Origin of the sequence: Marinobacter bohaiensis (assembly GCF_003258515.1) — a bacterium.
Classification (GTDB): domain Bacteria; phylum Pseudomonadota; class Gammaproteobacteria; order Pseudomonadales; family Oleiphilaceae; genus Marinobacter_A; species Marinobacter_A bohaiensis.
In genome coordinates, this window is the sequence record NZ_QGEH01000001.1 from 524,115 (window position 1) to 541,168 (window position 17,054).

Below are 17,054 nucleotides of genomic sequence, written 5' to 3' on the forward strand. Positions count from 1 at the left end.
TGATCGGCTTCAATCGATGCTTGAGGATTCTACCCATGTTGCGCGCGTTTTGTTCCCTGGTGGTGGCGCTCCTGCTGGCCGTTGGTCAGCCGGTGTCGGCGGAGGAGGCCTGGCCGGAAGTGGACTGGCTGGACCTGATGCCCGCCGAGGATCTCGCACTGCTGGAAAATCTGCCCGAAATCGAGCACCAGGGCAACGGCCCCGTGACTCTGCCGGACGAGATCATGACCGGTCGCACGGTGCCGGAATACGATCATCGCAGGGTCCGCATTCCCGGCTTCGTGGTGCCGCTCAAGGTCGACAACGATCAGCGCATCTACGAGTTCTTCCTGGTGCCCTACTACGGGGCCTGCATCCACGTGCCGCCACCCCCGCCCAACCAGATCATCCACGTCACCTACGAGGAAGGCTTCCAGGTCCAAGCGCTGTACGACCCCTTCTGGGTCAAGGGCGTGCTGCGCATTGAGGAGACCGAGACCGAAGTGGGGGATTCCTCCTACGCCATGGACGCCCTGGAAATCGTCCCCTACGAAGGCTGACGAAGCGCTACTCCATCGACAGCGCCCGGCGCTCGCGGGTCAGGACCTGAGCGCCCTGGCCCTGATCGCCCACCCATTGCACGTCCAGGCGCTGCAGGGCGTCGAACCGCTCGAACAGGGGCGTGGTCAGGCTGGCGGACGCCACTGAGCCGTCGCAGCTCAGACGCTGGATGACTTCAAACTCGCCATGGCTGTCATGCTCTCCTTCGTGCTCGTGCTCGTGCTCGTGCTCGTGCTCGTGCTCGTGCTCGTGGCCATGGGCTTCGGCGTGGTCGTGATGCGCTTCGTCAGCCTCTGCCAGCGTGTGACTGGCCGAGGCGGTCTCCAGTTGGCAGTCGGCACCGTCGAGAAGCGGCGTCCGCTCGAGCCAGTGGCGGGTGTCCGCCAGGGCGGCCTTCTCCGCGTCGTTTTGGGGTGCGTGTTCGAAGCCAACCAGGTTGTAGGCCGGTGAGTCCAGCAGCAGCTCCACCGACGATCCCTCGATGGCCAGTTGCAGCTGGGCCTGGCCGTGAACATGGGCACCCAGTCCCTCGGCGGCCTGGGTGGATAAGGACAGTGGAAGGCTGAACAGGGTGGCGGCAAGCCAGCGCGACGAGGGCATTCGGAATCTCCTTTGAATGGTTATGTTATAACGTATTTGTATCCGCGGATAACGTCAAGCCGCGCGGCGATGTGTTTACCGCCCCCGAGTGCTAGGATAGGGGCCTTCAAATGCATCCACCGATTGTTGATTGATGACTGAGCAAACGACCATGACACCGGCCCTCGGTGAGTTCGAGACCTGGGCCAACCTGTTCACCCAATTCAAGGCGTTCAGCCACCCGTCGGAGCTGCACGGGGTCCTGTGCGGACGCCTGGCCGCCGGTGGACGGCTGGATCGCAAACAGTGGCGCGAAGGCGCCAGCGAGCAGATGGGCATCGCCCCGGAAGCGGCGGAGTCCTCCGAAGAGCTGTCGACCTTCCTGGATACGGCCTACGAGGTGACCCTCGAAGCGCTGAAAGCGTCCGACCTCAGCTTCAAGCCGTTGCTGCCGGAAGACGACTACGCCCTGGAAGAGCGCCTGCAGGCGTTGTCGTCCTGGGTACGCGGCTTCCTGGAAGGTATGGCGATCGAGGCCAGCCAGGCGCTGGGCGAGGCCACCGGTGAAGTCCGCGAGCTGGTGGAAGACATGGTCGCCATCAGCCAGGTCGCCGACGGCGAGGAAGACAGCGAGGAAGGCGAGCAGCAGTTCAACGAGATCATGGAATACGTCCGCGTCGGGGTGCTGACCGTCTTTACCGAATTCAACGCCCCCGAACCCCCAGCGGACAAGACCCTGCACTGAGATTGCCGGAGTACCGATTATGCTGATGCCGATCAAAGAATTTGCCGCCCGTCGCCAGGCGCTCATGGAGCAGATGGCGGAGAACAGCATTGCCATCGTGCCGGCGGCCCCGGAGCGGGTCCGCAACCGCGACGTGCTGCACCCGTTCCGCCAGGACAGCGATTTCCAGTACCTCACCGGGTTCGGTGAACCGGAAGCGGTGCTGGTGTTGATCCCGGGGCGCGAGCACGGCGAATCGGTGCTCTTCTGTCGCGAGCGTGATCCCGCCAAGGAACTCTGGGACGGCTTCCTCGTGGGGCAGGAAGGGGCCATCGAGCGCTATGGCTTCGACGACGCCTTTCCCATCGCCGACATCGACGACATCCTGCCGGGCATGATCGAAGGCCGCAGCCGCGTCTATTACCCACTGGGCAAGGACAAGACCTTCGACAGCCAGGTGATGGACTGGGTCAAGACCATCCGCAGCAAGGTGCGCACCGGCGCCAATCCGCCGGGCGAACTGGTGGCCCTGGAACATACCCTGCACGACATGCGTCTGTTCAAGAGTCCGGCCGAGATCAAGGTTATGGCCAAAGCCGGCGAGATCAGCGCCGAGGCCCACTGTAATGCAATGAAGCGCGCCCGGCAGGGCGGCTACGAGTACAACCTTGAAGCGACCCTGAACCACACCTTCATGGAGCACGGCGCGCGTTCCACGGCCTATCCGTCCATCGTCGGCAGCGGCGCCAACGGCTGCATCCTGCACTACATCGAGAACAGCGCGCCGCTCAGGGACGGCGATCTGGTCCTGATCGACGCGGGCTGCGAGCTGGAGTGCTACGCCTCGGACATTACCCGGACCTTCCCGGTCAGCGGCCGCTTCAGCGATCCCCAGCGGGCGGTCTACGAGGTGGTGCTGGCGGCCCAGTACGCAGCCATCGATGCGGTGAAGCCGGGCAACCACTGGAACCATCCGCACGAGGCGGCGCTGAAAGTGCTGACCCAGGGTCTGATCGACCTGGGCATCCTCAAGGGGCTGAACCTGGAGGAAGCCCTGGAGCAGGAAGCCTTCCGGCCGTTCTTCATGCACCGCACCGGTCACTGGCTGGGGCTGGATGTCCACGACGTGGGCGATTACCGCATCGGCGACGCCTGGCGCGTGCTGGAGCCGGGCATGGCCCTGACCGTCGAACCCGGCCTCTACATTGCTCCGGATAACACCGAGGTGGACGAACAGTGGCGCGGGATTGGCATCCGCATCGAGGACGACGTGGTGGTCACCAAAGAGGGGTGCCGCGTGCTGACCGACGCCGTGCCCAAGCGCATCGACGAGATTGAAGCGCTGATGGCCGAATAAGGAGATACGCCCGTGAGCGAACCGGCCGCGTCCCCGTTCGATACCGATGTGCTGATCGCCGGCGGCGGCCTGGCGGGCGCTACCCTGGCGCTGGCCCTGTCCCGGCGATTGCCGCATCTCCAGGTCACTGTCGTGGAGGCCTATCCGCTGGCGGCCGACGCCACACCGGACGCCTACCAGCCCAGTTACGATGCCCGTTCCACGGCGTTGGCCTGGGGCTCACGGCTGATCTACGACGGCCTCGACCTGTGGCCGCAACTGGCCGGCGGGGCCATGCCCATCCGCCATATCCACGTCTCGGATCGCGGTCGCTTCGGTGCCACCCGCCTGGCGGCGGAAGAGCACGGCCAGGACGCCCTGGGCTACGTGGTGGATAACCGGCTGATGGGGCTGGCGCTGATGCAGGCGCTGGCCGAGCGGCCGCAGGTTCACTGGCGGGCACCGGCCAGGGTGATGGATGTCATCCCGCAGCCGTCCGGCGTCAGCGCTATCCTGGATATGGATGGGAGCCGCGCGGCGGTCACCGCCCAATGCGTGGTGGTCGCCGACGGTGGTCGTTCCGGCTTGCGCGAGCGTCTTGGCTTCCGCGCCGATACCCGCGACTACGGCCAGCACGCCCTGATTGCCAACGTCTCCACCCGTCAGCCCCACGCCGGCACCGCGTACGAGCGGTTCACCGACGCCGGTCCCATGGCGCTCCTGCCTCGGGGGCGTCCGGGCGCGGCCGCCTGCGACTCGGCGCTGGTCTGGACCCTGAACGACCACGACCTGGAGCAGGTGCTGGCCGGCTCCGACGCCGACCGCCTGGCCCTGCTGCAGGCCCGTTTTGGCTGGCGCCAGGGGCGCTTCACACGCATCGGTGAGTGTAGTCATTACCCGCTGAAGCTGACCACCGTGCCGGAAGCGGCACGCCCGGGCATGGTGCTGGTGGGCAATGCCGCCCACACCCTGCATCCGGTCGCCGGTCAGGGATTCAACCTGGCGCTGCGCGGGTTGATGGGGCTGGTGGAACAGTTTGAGAAGGCCGACACGGCCGGCACGCCGCTCGGGCACCTGGGCGTGCTGCAGGCGTATCAGGACGAGCACCGCCGCGACTGGCAGGAAACCGTTCGCTTTTCCGACAGCCTGATCCAGGTGTTCGGGGCACGTTCGCGAGCCCTGGCCGCGGCCCGCGACGCCGGTCTGGTGGGGCTCGACCTGGTCCCGGGCGCGCGCCGCTGGTTCGCCCGTCGTGCCATGGGGCTGGGGCGCTTTACGAGAGGGATTGGCGATGAGCGCTAGACAGCACTTCGACATCCTGGTGGTCGGCGGCGGCATGACCGGCGCAGCGGCTGCCCTGGGATTGGCCCGGCAGGGATGGCAGGTCGCGCTGGTGGAAAGCCAGCCCCGTTTGGTCTGGTCGGAGGCGTTGGCTCCGGCCGACGGCGTGGACGCTTTCGAACCCCGGGTCAGTGCCCTGGCGCTGGCCAGCCAGCGCCTGCTCAGCGAGCTGGGTGTCTGGCCGGCGGTAACCGCCCGGCGCCATTGCCCGTATGCGCATATGGACGTCTGGGACGGCGATGGCACTGGCCGAATCCGCTTTGAGGCGGCTGAGCTGGGCGTATCGGCGCTGGGCGCCATTGTCGAGAACCGTATCCTGGTGCAAGCCCTGATGGCCGCGGTGATGGACAGCGACATCGAGCTGATCGATGGCGTGACCGTTAGCGGCTGGTGGGAGCAAGGTCACGAACGCGGCATCCGCCTGGATGACGGCCGCCACCTGCAGGCGGCGCTGGTGGTTGCGGCGGACGGTCCCAATTCCCGTCTGCGCCAGTGGACCGGCCTGCCCACCCGTGAGTGGGACTACGACCAGCAGGGCATCGTCTGCACAGTGAGAACCACCCAGAGTCACGATCACACCGCCTGGCAGCGTTTCACGCCGACCGGCCCGCTGGCGTTTCTGCCGCTGGCAAACGAGGCGGAGGAGCGCTGTTACAGCTCCATCGTCTGGTCCCAGGATACCGCCGAGGCGCGTCGCCTGATGGCGCTCGACGACGCCGCCTTTGCCGCTGAGCTGGAGGTCGCCATCGAACGGCGTCTCGGTGCGGTGGAGCAGGTCTCCAGACGCCATGCTTTTCCGCTGCGCCAGCGTCACGCCAAGGACTACGTGCGCCCGGGCCTGGTACTGATTGGTGATGCCGCCCACACCATCCACCCGCTGGCGGGCCAGGGCGTGAACCTGGGCTACGGCGACGTGCGCGCCTTGCTGGACGAACTGGGACGGGCCCGCGATACGGGGTTGCCCGCCGATGAGCCCCTGGTGCTGTCACGCTACCAGCGCCGCCGCAAGGGTGAGAACCTGGCGATGATGGCGGCAATGGAAGGCTTCAAGCAGCTGTTCGCGAGGGATGAGTTGCCGCTGCGCTGGATGCGCAACGCCGGTATGCGCTGGCTGGATGAGGCCGGGCCGCTCAAGAACCGGTTGGCGGCCCAGGCGATGGGGTTGGAATAACGGCGTTGTCTGTCGCTTCGGTTGGGGGCGGCTGGCTTCAAGTCGATCGCTGCAAACAGGCAGCCCGCTGGGCTGCTCCGAAGCTAAAGCGTCGGCTACATGCTCGGGTTGTCTGGAAAATGCAGCCGACGCTTTAGCTTCGGAGGCGCCGTAAGGTGCCCGACTTTGACGTCTCGAAGACCGTAAGACTGCGAAAGCCGCGTATCCCGACAATGTCCTCTCATCGCAGGAAGTGCCCGCTCGAACCTCCTCGCCGCGTCAATTCGCCCTAATACAAACACCCATCATAAAGCCGACTCACCAACACCGGCACCGCGGTCTCCACGCGCAGGATGCGGGACCCCAGATGAACCGCTTCGGCACCCGCCTCGATGATTTTGTCCACTTCGTAGGGAATGAAACCGCCCTCGGGGCCGATGCACAGGGTGGCGGGTTCTGACAGATGCGTGGGGCAGGGCGTGTCGGTGCCAGGGTGCGCGATCAGCCCCGGACGCCGGGCCATCAGTTCCGGCAGCTCGTCTTCCACAAACGGTTTGAAGCGCTGGCGGATGTGGACTTCAGGCAGGCGCGTATCGCGGGCCTGCTCCAGGCCCAGCGTCAGGTTCTCCCGCAGGTGTTCCGCCTGCAGCCAGGGGGTCTGCCAGAAGCTCTTTTCCACCTTGTAGGCGTTGATCAGCCAGATGTCCTTGACGCCCAGACTGGCGCAGGTCTGCAGCACCCGGCGCAGCATCTTGGGTCGCGGCATGGCCAGTACCAGGCTCAGCGGCAGGGGCTCCGGCGGCGGCGTATCCAGGTGTACCGTGAGGTGGGCTTCGCGATCATCCAGGTGGGTGAGTTCGCCGTGGCCCATCAGGCCATCCACGCGCCCCACGGGGATGCGGTCGCCGACTTCGGCGTTAAGCACGCCGGCCAGATGATTGCGCCGGCGGTCGCGCAGCACCACGCGGTCTTCGGCGACGAAGTCGTCGTCAAACAGGAGCCCCAGGTTCATGACGCGTCGTCAGCCGTCTCCGGGCGACGGGCCAGTCGGCCAAACAGGATGCCCAGCTCGAACAGGATCCACATGGGCAGGGCCAGCAGGGTCTGGGAGATGATGTCCGGCGGGGTCAGCAGCATGCCGATGATGAAGCAGCCCACCACCACGTAGGGACGCTTGGCGGCCAGATCCTCGGGCGTGGTGATGCCGGCCAGGATCATCAGGATCACGGCAATGGGGATCTCGAACGCCACGCCGAAGGCGAAGAACATCTTCAGCACGAACGTGAGGTAGCTGCTGATGTCCGGCATCTCGGAAATGCCTTCCGGACCGATACTGGTGAAGAAGCCGAACACCAGCGGAAACACCACGAAATAGGCGAACACCGCGCCCAGGTAGAACAGCAGCACCGACGAGAACAGCAGCGGAAACGCCAGCCGCTTCTCATGGCGGTACAGGCCCGGCGCGATGAAGCTCCAGACCTGATACAGGATGTAGGGAATGGCCGCGAACACCGCCACCACCAGCGCCAGCTTGAGCGGTGCGAAGAACGGCGAGGTGACGTCGGTGGCGATCATCACCTGGCCTTCCGGCAGCAGGTCGCGTAGCGGCTGGGACAGCCACAGGTAGAGCTCGTTGGCGAACGGGTAGATCGCCGCGAAACAGACCAGAACCGCCAGGACCACCTTGAGCAGGCGATTGCGCAGCTCCAGCAGATGGTCGATCAGCGACATTTCCGCCTGATTGTCGTCTCCACCGGGGCCGTCGTTGGCGGGTGACGGCGAATCGAGTTTGTCCTGTTCAGCGGAGGACACGGCATCTCCTGATGGGCGGGACGTCATGTACGGTTTTCCGGTGCGGCCTGTGGGGTGTCGGCGTGGGGATCGCGGTTGTCCGATGCTTGGTCAGGGGCGGCTTCGGCCGTCGCAGTCTGGCTTTGTTGCAGCGCCTCTTCCCGCGAACGGGGGGCGGACTCGAGCGTGCGCTTTTCCTCGTCGGACAGGATCAGGTGCTCGTAGTCGCGGGCCTTGGCGATGCCATCGCGCACGTTCTTTTCCACGCCATCCAGGTCGATGCCGCCTTCCTTGCGCAGCTTTTCGCGCAGCTCGTCGGCTTTCACCTGGCGGTCCAGCTCGCTGGTGAACTGGCGCACCAGGCGACGCGTGCGGCCGACCCACTGTCCCGCCGTCCGGGCCGCGCCGGGCAGGCGCTCGGGCCCCAGGATCAGCAGGGCGATGACGCCGCAGATCAGCAGCTCAAGAAAGCCGATATCGAACATGGCGGTTCGGCTCAGCCCTGGGTTTTCTTGTCGGACGTTTCAGAGGTGCTGGTGGATTCGTAGACGTTGCTCTGTTTGTCGTGATCGAGCGTGTCTTTCTGATCCTCGTCGGCCATGGACTTCTTGAAGCCACGGACAGCGCCACCCAGGTCGGTCCCGATGTTACGCAGTTTCTTGGTTCCGAAGAGCAGGACGACAATGCCCAGAACGATTAGTAGTTGCCAGATGCTGATACCCATTTCCGAGCCCTCGTGTCTCGTTACTGTTAATCCGATTGTACGCTACCTGCGTGCGGGTTTGGGAAGTGTCCGGGGCGTGGTCGGATGCCCCGGTGGTCAACCCGCGCTGTGCATGGCGGTAAGCGTATCAGGCTGCTGAGACACTAATGCCTCTATGTTGCGGTTTTATTGCGAGTTTCGTGCCGCTTTCTCGTCCAGCCCGGAAAGGTCGAAGCGTCGAGCCAGCTCATCGAGCACCGCCTGTGGGCCAAGCCCCAGGTGGGACAGGGCCACCAGCGAGTGGAACCAGAGGTCGGCGGTCTCGTAGATCAGCTCGTCGGTCTCGCCCGATTGTTGGGCATCCTTGGCGGCGAGCAGCATTTCGGTGCACTCCTCGCCCACTTTTTCCAGGATCTTGTTCAGGCCCTTGTGGTGCAGGCTGGCCACGTAGGAGCTGTCCGGGCTGGCGGACTTGCGTGCTTCGAGGACCCGGGCCAGCTCGCCCAGTACATCGTTGGAGGTATTGCTCATGAGGAAGTGCCTCCGCTGTTGCCGTAAATGGCATCGGGATCTTTCAGGACCGGCTCCACGCTGACCCACTGGCCGTCTTCCAGGCGCCGGTAGAAGCAGCTGCGCCGGCCGGTGTGGCAGGCGATACCGCCCAACTGGTCGACCTTGAGCACGATTACGTCGGCGTCGCAGTCGAGACGGATTTCCGAGACCTGCTGCACGTGGCCGGAGGACTCGCCCTTGCGCCAGAGTTTGGCGCGCGAGCGGGACCAGTAGATGGCGCGTTGCTCGCGGGCGGTCAGGGCCAGGGCTTCACGGTTCATCCAGGCCATCATCAGGATATCGCCGCTGGCGGCGTCCTGGGCGATGGCGGGCACCAGGCCCTGGTCGTCCCACTTGATGGCATCGAGCCAGTCTTTGGGCAACGGGTTAGAAGCGGTGTCTTGCATGGGGTTCCAGTCCGGTTAAGTCAGTTGGGGCGCGATCAGCGCCGGCCGACGAGCAGCCAGCCGGCGGCGGCAATCAGGATCCAGCCCTGGGTCGGTATCGATTCCAGCGAGGCCCAGCCCAGCGGCTGGGTGGTCAGCCAGGCACCGCCCAGACAGGCCAGGGCCAGTACGGTACGGCGAAAACTGCGCCGGCGCGCGCTCTCGGCGTCCTGCAGGGCCTTCAGTGTAGCGTGATCGGTGGAGGCCGTGCGATCCAGGTCGCGCACCCGCAGCAGCGCATCGTGCACCAGTTGCGGCATTTCCGGCGACTGCTCCAGCCAGGACGGCAGGTGTTCGCGCAGGCTCTTGATCATGCCCGGTGGACCGATGCGCTGGCGCATCCAGGATTCCAGGAAGGGCTGCGCGGTGCTCCACAGATCCAGGTCGGGATAGAGCTGGCGCCCCAGGCCCTCGACGTTGAGCAGGGTCTTCTGCAGCAGCACCAGCTGCGGCTGGACTTCCATTTCGAAGCGCCGGGCGGTCTGGAACAGGCGCAGCAGGAAGTGGCCGAAGGAGATTTCCTTCAGCGGCCGCTCGAAAATGGGCTCGCACACCGTGCGGATGGCCGCCTCGAACTCGTTGACCCGGGTGTGGGCCGGCACCCAGCCCGACTGGATGTGCAGTTCCGCCACCTGGCGGTAGTTGCGGCGGAAGAAGGCCAGCAGGTTGCGCGCCAGGTAGCTCTGGTCCTCCGGCGCCAGCGTGCCGACGATGCCGAAGTCGATGGCGATGTAACGCGGGTCCTGCGGATTACTGGCGTCGACGAAGATGTTGCCCGGGTGCATGTCGGCGTGGAAGAAGCTGTCCCGGAACACCTGGGTGAAGAAGATTTCCACGCCTTTCTCGGCCAGCACTTTCATGTTGACGCCGGCGTTGTTGAGCGCTTCGGTGTCGGCCACCGGGATGCCGCCCACCCGTTCCAGCACCAGCACCTTGGCGGTGGTGTAGTCCCAGAACACTTCCGGGATGTAGATCAGGGTCGAGCCGTCGAAGTTGCGGCGCAGCTGGCTGGCGTTGGCCGCCTCGCGCTGCATGTCCAGCTCGTCGTAGATGGTCTGCTCGTAGTCGGCCACCACTTCCACCGGGCGCAGGCGCCGGCCGTCGGCCCAGGCCCGTTCGATCAGTCGGGCCAGCATGCGCATCAGGGCAATGTCCTGGTGGATCACCCGCTCGATGCCGGGCCGGATCACCTTGACCACCACCGACTGGCCACTGTGCAGGGTGGCGGCATGCACCTGGGCGACCGAAGCCGAGGCCATGGGGTTGCTGTCGAACGTCTGGAACAGCTGGCTCACCGACTGGCCCAGGGACTGCTCGACGATGGCCTGGGCCTCGCGGCCGGGGAAGGGTGGCACCCGGTCCTGCAGCTGCTGCAGCGCCAGGGCCATGTCATCCGGCAACAGGTCGCGCCGGGTGGACAGGATCTGGCCGAACTTGACGAAAATGGGGCCCAGTTCCTCCAGCGCCAGGCGCAGGCGCTCGCCGCGCGGCCGGTTGCCGACCGGGAACCAGTGCCAGGGCGCCAGTATCAGCAGCAGGCGCAGCGGTGCGGGCAGCTCGGCCACCGGCAGGAACTCATCGAGACGGTACTTGCTGAAAACCCAGGCAATACGGAAGAAGCGTTGAAGACGGGTCACGAGGGCTCCGACGGCGAGGTTGTATCGGCATCGAGCTGCGCTTGCAGGCGCTCGATCCGGGCGGCGAGCCGGTCCACCTGCAGGCGGGTGCGGTCGATGTCGTCGAAGGTGGCGGACAACTCGTTGCGACCGGGCAGGGTGCGGCTTTCTTCGTGGATGTATTCGTCCAGGTTGGCGTTGAGCGAGGCGAAGGCCTGCTTCTGCCAGTGCAGGGCGCCGCGCACGCGACGACCGATAAAGTGCGCGGGCACGTCGCCGGTGTAGCGGGCCAGGGCGGCTTCCCAGTCGGGATCGAGCCGGTCCAGGGCACGTTGCAGGGCGTGGGCCCGGCCCATGTCGCCGTCCACCCGCAGGCGCTGCTCACTGAATACCGCCGGGTCCCCCTGGGCCAGGGCGGCGAAGGCCAGCGGCGGACCGCTGACGATCATGGCGGCGTCTTCCGGGGCAGTGCTGCCGACCTGTACCCGGCCGGCCACGGCGCGCAGCGACAGGTGCAGGCCAATGCCCTCGAAACGAAACAGCACGGGGACGTCCAGGGCGCCGAGCAATGCCTGACGGCCCGCGGGATCCAGCGCCAGCGCTTGCTCCAGGGCCGCCTCCACGACCCGGGTCATCGCCGCCTGCAGGGTCGGGCCGGGAAACATCAGGGTTTGACTCCCACGTGGAGGGCGACGATGCCTCCGGTCATGTTGTGGTAGCGGGTCTGGACGAACCCGGCGTTATCCATCATGCCCTTGAGGGTCTCCTGGTCCGGGTGCATGCGGATCGACTCGGCCAGGTACTGGTAGCTGCTGCTGTCGCCGGCGATCAGCTGGCCCATCAGCGGCAGGGCGTTGAAGGAGTACATGTCGTACGCCTTGCTCAGCAACGGGTTGGACGGCTTGGAGAACTCCAGCACCATCAATTTGCCACCGGGTTTCAGCACCCGGCACATGTCGCGCAGGGCCTGGTCCTTATCGGTGACGTTGCGCAGGCCGAAGGCGATGCTGACGGCGTTGAAGGTGTTGTCCGGAAACGGCAGGTGCTCGGCGTCCGCCTGCACGCATTCGATGTTGCCGACGTAGCCGCGGTCGGTCAGGCGGTCGCGGCCCACCTGCAGCATGGAGGCGTTGATGTCCGCCAGCACGACTTTGCCCGACGGCCCCACCAGGTCGGCAAACTTCATGGTCAGGTCGCCGGTGCCGCCGGCGATGTCGAGCACCTGGTGGCCGGCGCGCACGCCGCTCAGTTCGATGGTAAAGCGTTTCCACAGGCGGTGGATGCCCATCGACATCAGGTCGTTCATCAGATCGTACTTGCCGGCCACTGAGTGAAAGACCTCGGCCACCTGGCCGGCCTTCTCGTTCCGCCGGACCTGGCGGTAGCCGAAGTCGGTGGTCTCGTCGCCGCTGCGGGTCGGTTCAGGGGCGGGTTGTGTGGTCTGCGGATCAGTCATGAGCGGTGTTCCCGTGCCGAAATGAGGGCGGTCCGGAGCGGCGGTTCAGGCCGGTTTGGGCGGACCAATCCTGTATTCTAACCGTCCGTTCGCTCGCTACAAGCGACGCGGGCCGATATTGGGCACAACGGGCCGATCCGGCTTGCTTGCGCGAGACGGGGAAAGCCTTAAACTGCCCAGTGGAATCCGGTCCGTGCGTGAGGCATGGCCGGCGTATTATCCATCACCAGACTCCGGGGTAGGCATGTCCAGCATTGATATCAACCGTCGCCACTCTCTTGACCACGATCATGCGCGCGAGGCCGCCGAAAAGCTGGCGCAGGATCTGTCTCAGCAGTTCGATGTGAACTACAGCTGGGAGGGCGATACCCTGCAATTCAAACGCAGTGGGGTAAAGGGGCATCTCAACGTGACGCCGGACGAACTGCAGGTGCACCTGGAACTGGGCATGATGCTGCGGCCGTTCAAGTCCCGCTTCGAACAGGAAATCAACGGCCAGCTGGACAAGCTGATTGCCCAGGCCTGATTCGCCGGCGTCGTCTCAGGCGGTTCCCGACGACGCCTGGGGTAGGCTCTCCAGCGACGGTATCCACTCCTTGCTGTCGAGCGTAATGAAGTGGCTGGGCGACTCCGTCTCGACAATGCGCATGGTGGTCGGGCTCTGCTGGGCGCTGCGCAGCATGGCGCCGCGGTCGAGGATGCGGTCCACCTGCGGGATCAGGAAGGTGCCGTGGCGCACCTGCTGGTAGATGTCGGTCGGCGTCTTCTCCATCCACGCCATGATGTTCTCGATGTTGCGCACGATGGTCAGGTGATCGCGGGTCGCGGAGAACAGGTGGCTGAGCAACTGCTTCTTGCGCGGATTCATCTTGCCGAAGAAGGTCTGGCCGTAGGCCGATGACGGCGCGGTGTTGATCAAGCGGATGATCCAGGGCCACATGCCGTGGCTGACCGGCTCCAGCAGGGTGGTCACCAGCGCATGCAGCTTGCCCTGGGGCAGGACGGGCGCCTCCAGCACCACTTCCACATTTTCATAGAGTTCCGGCCATTGGCGCACAGCTTCCAGCACGACGGCGCCGCCGCGGGAGTGGCCGTGTACGCGAATGCGGTCGGACGAGGGCAGGTTGGCCAGCGCCTGGTTGAGGATGCAGGCGTCGTATTCGATGGTACCTTCCAGGTACTTGATCGGCACTTCCCAGATCGGGGTTTCCGGCGTCACGCCGCTCACCGGGATGTGATAGTTGCTGCAGGTCAGCAGGATCAGTTCGGTGGTGGGGGCCTCGTACGCCTGGGTAAAATAACAGTGGTTCTCGAGGAAGCCGTGCACGCCGATCACTGTCTGTTCGGCCTCACCGCTGTGGTTGCGCACCGAAACGGCGCCCTTGCCGACCCGGTAGACCCGTCCGGAAAACATCTCCGAATAGGCGCTGTCGATCGGTTTGATCAGCTTGCGGACGTGACTGGCTTTCATGGTTGGCCTCCCCATTCGGGTGATGCGATGTGCCCTGCATAATCGCTGCCAGGCCACCGCTTTATTATCGTTCCGTGACGTATCCCGAATGTTTCTACGTCTATTATTCGTGATGTGTATTGGCGCGGATTACCCCCTTCGCTGCGCCATTTCAGTCATACGTCGTTATAGCATGAAGAATCAGCGTGTTAGTCATGTATTACGACTAAAGTCGATGCTCTGCGTTGGCCTGTAATGATAACGCCAGCGCATGGTCGACTGTCTCCCAGCATAATGAGACGGGCGTACCCGTGGGTAAAATTTTGTACGGTCTGCGCTCCAGGCTGTAAAGGGAATGGACAGCATGGGCCGAGCGCTGCGGCCCGGACGACGCCCGAGGCGCTCCTGCGGGTCAGTGGAGTGGGTTGTGCATGTCTGGCACAATGCGGCCTTTGTCATGGGAATGCCATCTCGCCGTTGGAGGCCCTGCCTGTTGGACCCGGGGCGTTGACTGATAAGGGAAGTTGGACATTGAGCCACGCGGAATCCAGTTTACTGTCTCCGGTTGATGCCGCCTGGCTTTCCATGGATGCTCCCGATAACCCCATGACCATCACCGTCCTGCTGCGGGTTGATGGCCTGACCGCCCCCGTCTTCAAGCATTTCCTGGAGAACCACTGGCTGCGCGTGGCCCGTTTTCGCTGCATGCCCGTTCGCAAGGGCGGCTTCTGGACCTGGGAAGAGGACGAGCTGTTCCGCCTGCGCCACCACCTGCGTGTGGAGCCCGAGGTGCTGGATGAGGCCCAGTTGCGCGACTGGGTGTCCGCCCGCCTCAATCAGCCGTTACCGGATTACCGCCCGCGCTGGTGCTTCTGGCTTCTGCCCCGTGCCCAGGGCGGTGCGGCGCTGCTGCTGCGGCTGCATCACTGCTACGCCGACGGCCTGTCCCTGATCGATCTGTTCGAAGCCCTGACCACCTCCGTTCCCGACGCCTTGCCCAGCCTGCCCGACAGCGCCAGCCGGGTGACCTCGTCGGCGCGCTGGTTCGGCGCCGGCTGGGAGTGGCTGCAGAACCAGGTGACGCTGGCCGAGTCAGGGTCGGTGGATGGTCTGGATGGTGAGGCTGAGGCAGGAAGCGGAGCCCGACGCCAGCAGCTGGAGCGCGCGGCTTGGAACGGCCTGAAGCTGGTCAACGAACTGAGCCAGTACATTCTGGAGGCCGAAGATACCGACACCCGACTCAAGCCCGGTCTGTTGGGGCGGCGCCAGTGCTGCTGGTCCGCGCCGGTGCCTCTGGCGGCTTTTCGCACGATTGCGGGGCAGACCAACTGCAAGATCAACGACGTCCTGCTGGCCTGTGTTGCCCGCGCGCTAAGGCAACAGCTGGAACACGACGCCCTCGACCTGGACGAGGTGATGCTGCATGCGGCGGTGCCGGTGGACATTCGCGGCCTGCTGCCGGACGCGGTGCAGCCGGAGCCCGGCGAGTTGGGGAATCTGTTCGGGACCGTCTTCGTGCCGTTGCCGGTGGACGCCGACAGCGCGCTGGAGCGGCTGTACCGGATCAAGCATGAAACCCGCCGCCTCAAGCGCTCCTGGCAGCCGGGCATCTCCTGGGGCCTGATGTGTTCGGCGGGGCTGTTGCCCAAACACTGGCAGGAATCGGTCGCCGACCTGTTCTGCCGCAAGGCCAGCGCCGTGGTGTCCAACGTGCCCGGCAGCGCCGAACCTCGCTACCTGGCCGGCTGCCGGGTGCGTGAGCAGATGTTCTGGGTGCCCCAGTCCGGCGATATCGGGCTGGGGGTGAGCGTCGTCAGCTACGCCGGCCAGGTGCAGTTCGGCGTGGTGGCCGACGAAGCGGTGCTGCCCGATCCCCGTCCGTTCCTGGACGATTGCGTCCAGGCCCTGCAGGACTGGCAATAGGTCCTTCGACCCCGGGGGCTTACTGCCAAAGTGGCGAGCCGGGGCGATCCTTCCAAAATACGCTCAAATCAGCGCTCATGGCGCATTCAGCCGGTGTCCTCCCTGGCTGACGATACCCTCTCGGCACGCCGGTTCGTGCCGGGGAGGAGCGACTGACGCAATCCATTCGGTGCTTCTCCCGATCCGCAGGGGGCGCCGGTTTCTCACCCGCCAGCGCCCCTGACAACAAAAGATCGGGGGCTCGTATGAACAACAAGAGACTGTTAGCGCTGGCGGTTGCCGGCAGCCTGTCGGGCGGCGCCCATGCCGCCATCGACCTGTATGACCAGGACGGCACCACCTTCTCCGTGGACGGCTACTTCAACGCCTTCTACGTTAACCGCGACGACGAGGTGTCGGACGTGCGCCAGTCGCGGGTCAAGATGGGCTTCCTGCCCAACACCATCGGTTTCAATTTCAGCAAGGCAATGGGCGACCTGACCCTGGGCGGCCGGTCGTCGTTCTGGACCACCATCAACGACAGCCTGGATTCGCCCACCGACACCGCCATCGACGTGCGGCAGTTCTACGCCACGGTGGACGGGGACTTTGGTCAGGTGCTGATCGGTAAGGACTTCGGCCTGTATTCCCGCAACAACATCTTCCTGGACGAGATCCTGATGGGCTTCGGCTCGCCGGGCGCGCCGGGCGGCGTGTCCTTTGGCAACATCCGCGCCGGCTACGCCTACCCCACGCCCACGGCGCAGATCACCTACCGTTCGCCGGACCTGGGCGGGCTCAGGATCGCCGCCGGTGTGCTCGACCCGGCGACCACCTCCGGTGCCGACGGCTACGAGGAAGCGCCGCGCTTCGAGTCGGAGATTACCTACACCATGGCGTTGGGCGGCGTCGATCTGACCGCCTGGGTCAATGGTCGCTACCAGACGTCCGAAAGCGACAGCACAGGTGATGAGGTCACGTCACAGGCGGTGGGCTACGGGCTGAAAGCGGCGGTGGCCGGGCTGACACTGGGGGCCTCCGGCTTCAATGCCGACGGCGACGCGCCGGTGCTGATCACCAACCAGCCAGCGGCGCTGGCCGAGGAGAGCGCGGACGGCTTCCTGTTGCAAGGCGCCTACACGCTGGGCGCGACCAAGCTGGTGCTGTCCTACGGCGAGACCGATTCGGACGTGGCGGATTTCGAGACCGAGAACACCTCGGTGGGCGTGTTCCACGACATCAACAGCAACTTCAAGCTGGTGGCTGAGTACAACCTGTTCGAGCAGACCACCCAGTCGACCGGGGATAAAACCATCGACGCGGACACCATCGCCGTGGGCGCGGTCGTGCTGTTCTGATCGGCCGGCACCGGCAGGGACGCCGGCGTCTGACTACGACCAAAGTGTTGCTTTGCCGCCGGTCTTCCGGGGCCGGTCTTCCCGACTTCCGGATGGGGTATGAAAATCAA

The 17,054-nt window shown here is 65.2% G+C and carries 19 protein-coding genes; 8 read left to right on the forward strand and 11 right to left on the reverse strand.

The window, feature by feature from the left end; genetic code table 11:
• The first annotated feature begins 35 nt into the window (after positions 1–35).
• Complete coding sequence (locus tag DKK67_RS02250) at positions 36–539, forward strand: DUF3299 domain-containing protein (protein WP_111493988.1); 504 nt, start codon at positions 36–38, stop codon at positions 537–539.
• Between the two features lie 7 nt (positions 540–546).
• Here DKK67_RS02250 and DKK67_RS02255 read toward each other — a convergent pair whose 3' ends face one another.
• Positions 547–1,140: a ZrgA family zinc uptake protein gene (locus DKK67_RS02255; RefSeq protein ID WP_111493990.1), complete on the reverse strand. Its 594-nt coding sequence runs from the start codon at positions 1,138–1,140 to the stop codon at positions 547–549.
• A gap of 133 nt (positions 1,141–1,273) precedes the next feature.
• Here DKK67_RS02255 and DKK67_RS02260 point away from each other — a divergent pair, with 133 nt between their 5' ends.
• The 4 genes from DKK67_RS02260 to DKK67_RS02275 are packed head-to-tail and all read left to right on the forward strand — an operon-like array spanning position 1,274 to position 5,691.
• Positions 1,274–1,864 (forward strand): UPF0149 family protein, encoded by a 591-nt coding sequence (locus DKK67_RS02260; protein ID WP_111493992.1) that lies wholly within the window; start codon positions 1,274–1,276, stop codon positions 1,862–1,864.
• A gap of 19 nt (positions 1,865–1,883) precedes the next feature.
• A complete protein-coding gene (gene pepP / locus DKK67_RS02265) occupies positions 1,884–3,200 on the forward strand; it encodes a Xaa-Pro aminopeptidase (RefSeq protein WP_111493994.1) in 1,317 nt (438 codons plus the stop codon).
• Positions 3,201–3,212: 12 nt separating this feature from the next.
• The gene (gene ubiH / locus DKK67_RS02270; RefSeq protein WP_111493996.1) at positions 3,213–4,481 is read left to right on the forward strand and encodes a 2-octaprenyl-6-methoxyphenyl hydroxylase; all 1,269 of its coding nucleotides are present in this window, start codon (positions 3,213–3,215) and stop codon (positions 4,479–4,481) included.
• Positions 4,471–5,691: an FAD-dependent oxidoreductase gene (locus tag DKK67_RS02275; RefSeq protein ID WP_111493998.1), complete on the forward strand. Its 1,221-nt coding sequence runs from the start codon at positions 4,471–4,473 to the stop codon at positions 5,689–5,691. Before ubiH ends, DKK67_RS02275 begins: the two co-directional genes overlap by 11 nt.
• A 268-nt stretch (positions 5,692–5,959) precedes the next feature.
• Here the strand turns inward: DKK67_RS02275 and DKK67_RS02280 are convergent, their stop codons facing one another.
• The 9 genes from DKK67_RS02280 to ubiE all read right to left on the reverse strand — a co-directional run bounded on the left by DKK67_RS02280 (position 5,960) and on the right by ubiE (position 12,234).
• Positions 5,960–6,682 (reverse strand): 16S rRNA (uracil(1498)-N(3))-methyltransferase, encoded by a 723-nt coding sequence (locus DKK67_RS02280; RefSeq protein ID WP_111494000.1) that lies wholly within the window; start codon positions 6,680–6,682, stop codon positions 5,960–5,962.
• Entirely contained in the window at positions 6,679–7,401 is a 723-nt protein-coding gene (tatC, locus tag DKK67_RS02285) for a twin-arginine translocase subunit TatC (protein WP_228160598.1), read from the reverse strand. Before tatC ends, DKK67_RS02280 begins: the two co-directional genes overlap by 4 nt.
• A gap of 104 nt (positions 7,402–7,505) precedes the next feature.
• Positions 7,506–7,946, reverse strand: coding sequence for a Sec-independent protein translocase protein TatB (gene tatB, locus DKK67_RS02290; protein WP_111494004.1), 441 nt, complete (start codon positions 7,944–7,946; stop codon positions 7,506–7,508).
• An 11-nt stretch (positions 7,947–7,957) separates the two neighbouring features.
• A complete protein-coding gene (tatA, locus tag DKK67_RS02295; protein ID WP_111494006.1) occupies positions 7,958–8,185 on the reverse strand; it encodes a Sec-independent protein translocase subunit TatA in 228 nt (75 codons plus the stop codon).
• A 165-nt stretch (positions 8,186–8,350) separates the two neighbouring features.
• Complete coding sequence (locus DKK67_RS02300) at positions 8,351–8,695, reverse strand: phosphoribosyl-ATP diphosphatase (protein WP_111494008.1); 345 nt, start codon at positions 8,693–8,695, stop codon at positions 8,351–8,353.
• On the reverse strand, positions 8,692–9,123 hold the full coding sequence (gene hisI, locus DKK67_RS02305; RefSeq protein ID WP_111494010.1) for a phosphoribosyl-AMP cyclohydrolase: 432 nt from the start codon (positions 9,121–9,123) through the stop codon (positions 8,692–8,694). Before hisI ends, DKK67_RS02300 begins: the two co-directional genes overlap by 4 nt.
• A gap of 35 nt (positions 9,124–9,158) precedes the next feature.
• The gene (ubiB, locus tag DKK67_RS02310; RefSeq protein WP_111494012.1) at positions 9,159–10,799 is read right to left on the reverse strand and encodes a ubiquinone biosynthesis regulatory protein kinase UbiB; all 1,641 of its coding nucleotides are present in this window, start codon (positions 10,797–10,799) and stop codon (positions 9,159–9,161) included.
• Positions 10,796–11,443 (reverse strand): ubiquinone biosynthesis accessory factor UbiJ, encoded by a 648-nt coding sequence (locus DKK67_RS02315; RefSeq protein WP_111494014.1) that lies wholly within the window; start codon positions 11,441–11,443, stop codon positions 10,796–10,798. Before DKK67_RS02315 ends, ubiB begins: the two co-directional genes overlap by 4 nt.
• The gene (ubiE, locus tag DKK67_RS02320) at positions 11,443–12,234 is read right to left on the reverse strand and encodes a bifunctional demethylmenaquinone methyltransferase/2-methoxy-6-polyprenyl-1,4-benzoquinol methylase UbiE (protein ID WP_111494016.1); all 792 of its coding nucleotides are present in this window, start codon (positions 12,232–12,234) and stop codon (positions 11,443–11,445) included. Before ubiE ends, DKK67_RS02315 begins: the two co-directional genes overlap by 1 nt.
• A gap of 244 nt (positions 12,235–12,478) precedes the next feature.
• Between ubiE and DKK67_RS02325 the strand changes: the two genes are divergently transcribed.
• The gene (locus tag DKK67_RS02325; RefSeq protein ID WP_111494018.1) at positions 12,479–12,760 is read left to right on the forward strand and encodes a polyhydroxyalkanoic acid system family protein; all 282 of its coding nucleotides are present in this window, start codon (positions 12,479–12,481) and stop codon (positions 12,758–12,760) included.
• A 15-nt stretch (positions 12,761–12,775) separates the two neighbouring features.
• Here DKK67_RS02325 and DKK67_RS02330 read toward each other — a convergent pair whose 3' ends face one another.
• Complete coding sequence (locus DKK67_RS02330; RefSeq protein WP_111494020.1) at positions 12,776–13,705, reverse strand: alpha/beta hydrolase; 930 nt, start codon at positions 13,703–13,705, stop codon at positions 12,776–12,778.
• Between the two features lie 585 nt (positions 13,706–14,290).
• Here DKK67_RS02330 and DKK67_RS02335 point away from each other — a divergent pair.
• Positions 14,291–15,607, forward strand: coding sequence for a WS/DGAT domain-containing protein (locus DKK67_RS02335; RefSeq protein ID WP_322873900.1), 1,317 nt, complete (start codon positions 14,291–14,293; stop codon positions 15,605–15,607).
• A gap of 245 nt (positions 15,608–15,852) precedes the next feature.
• Positions 15,853–16,944: a porin gene (locus tag DKK67_RS02340; protein WP_111494024.1), complete on the forward strand. Its 1,092-nt coding sequence runs from the start codon at positions 15,853–15,855 to the stop codon at positions 16,942–16,944.
• Positions 16,945–17,054 lie beyond the last annotated feature (110 nt).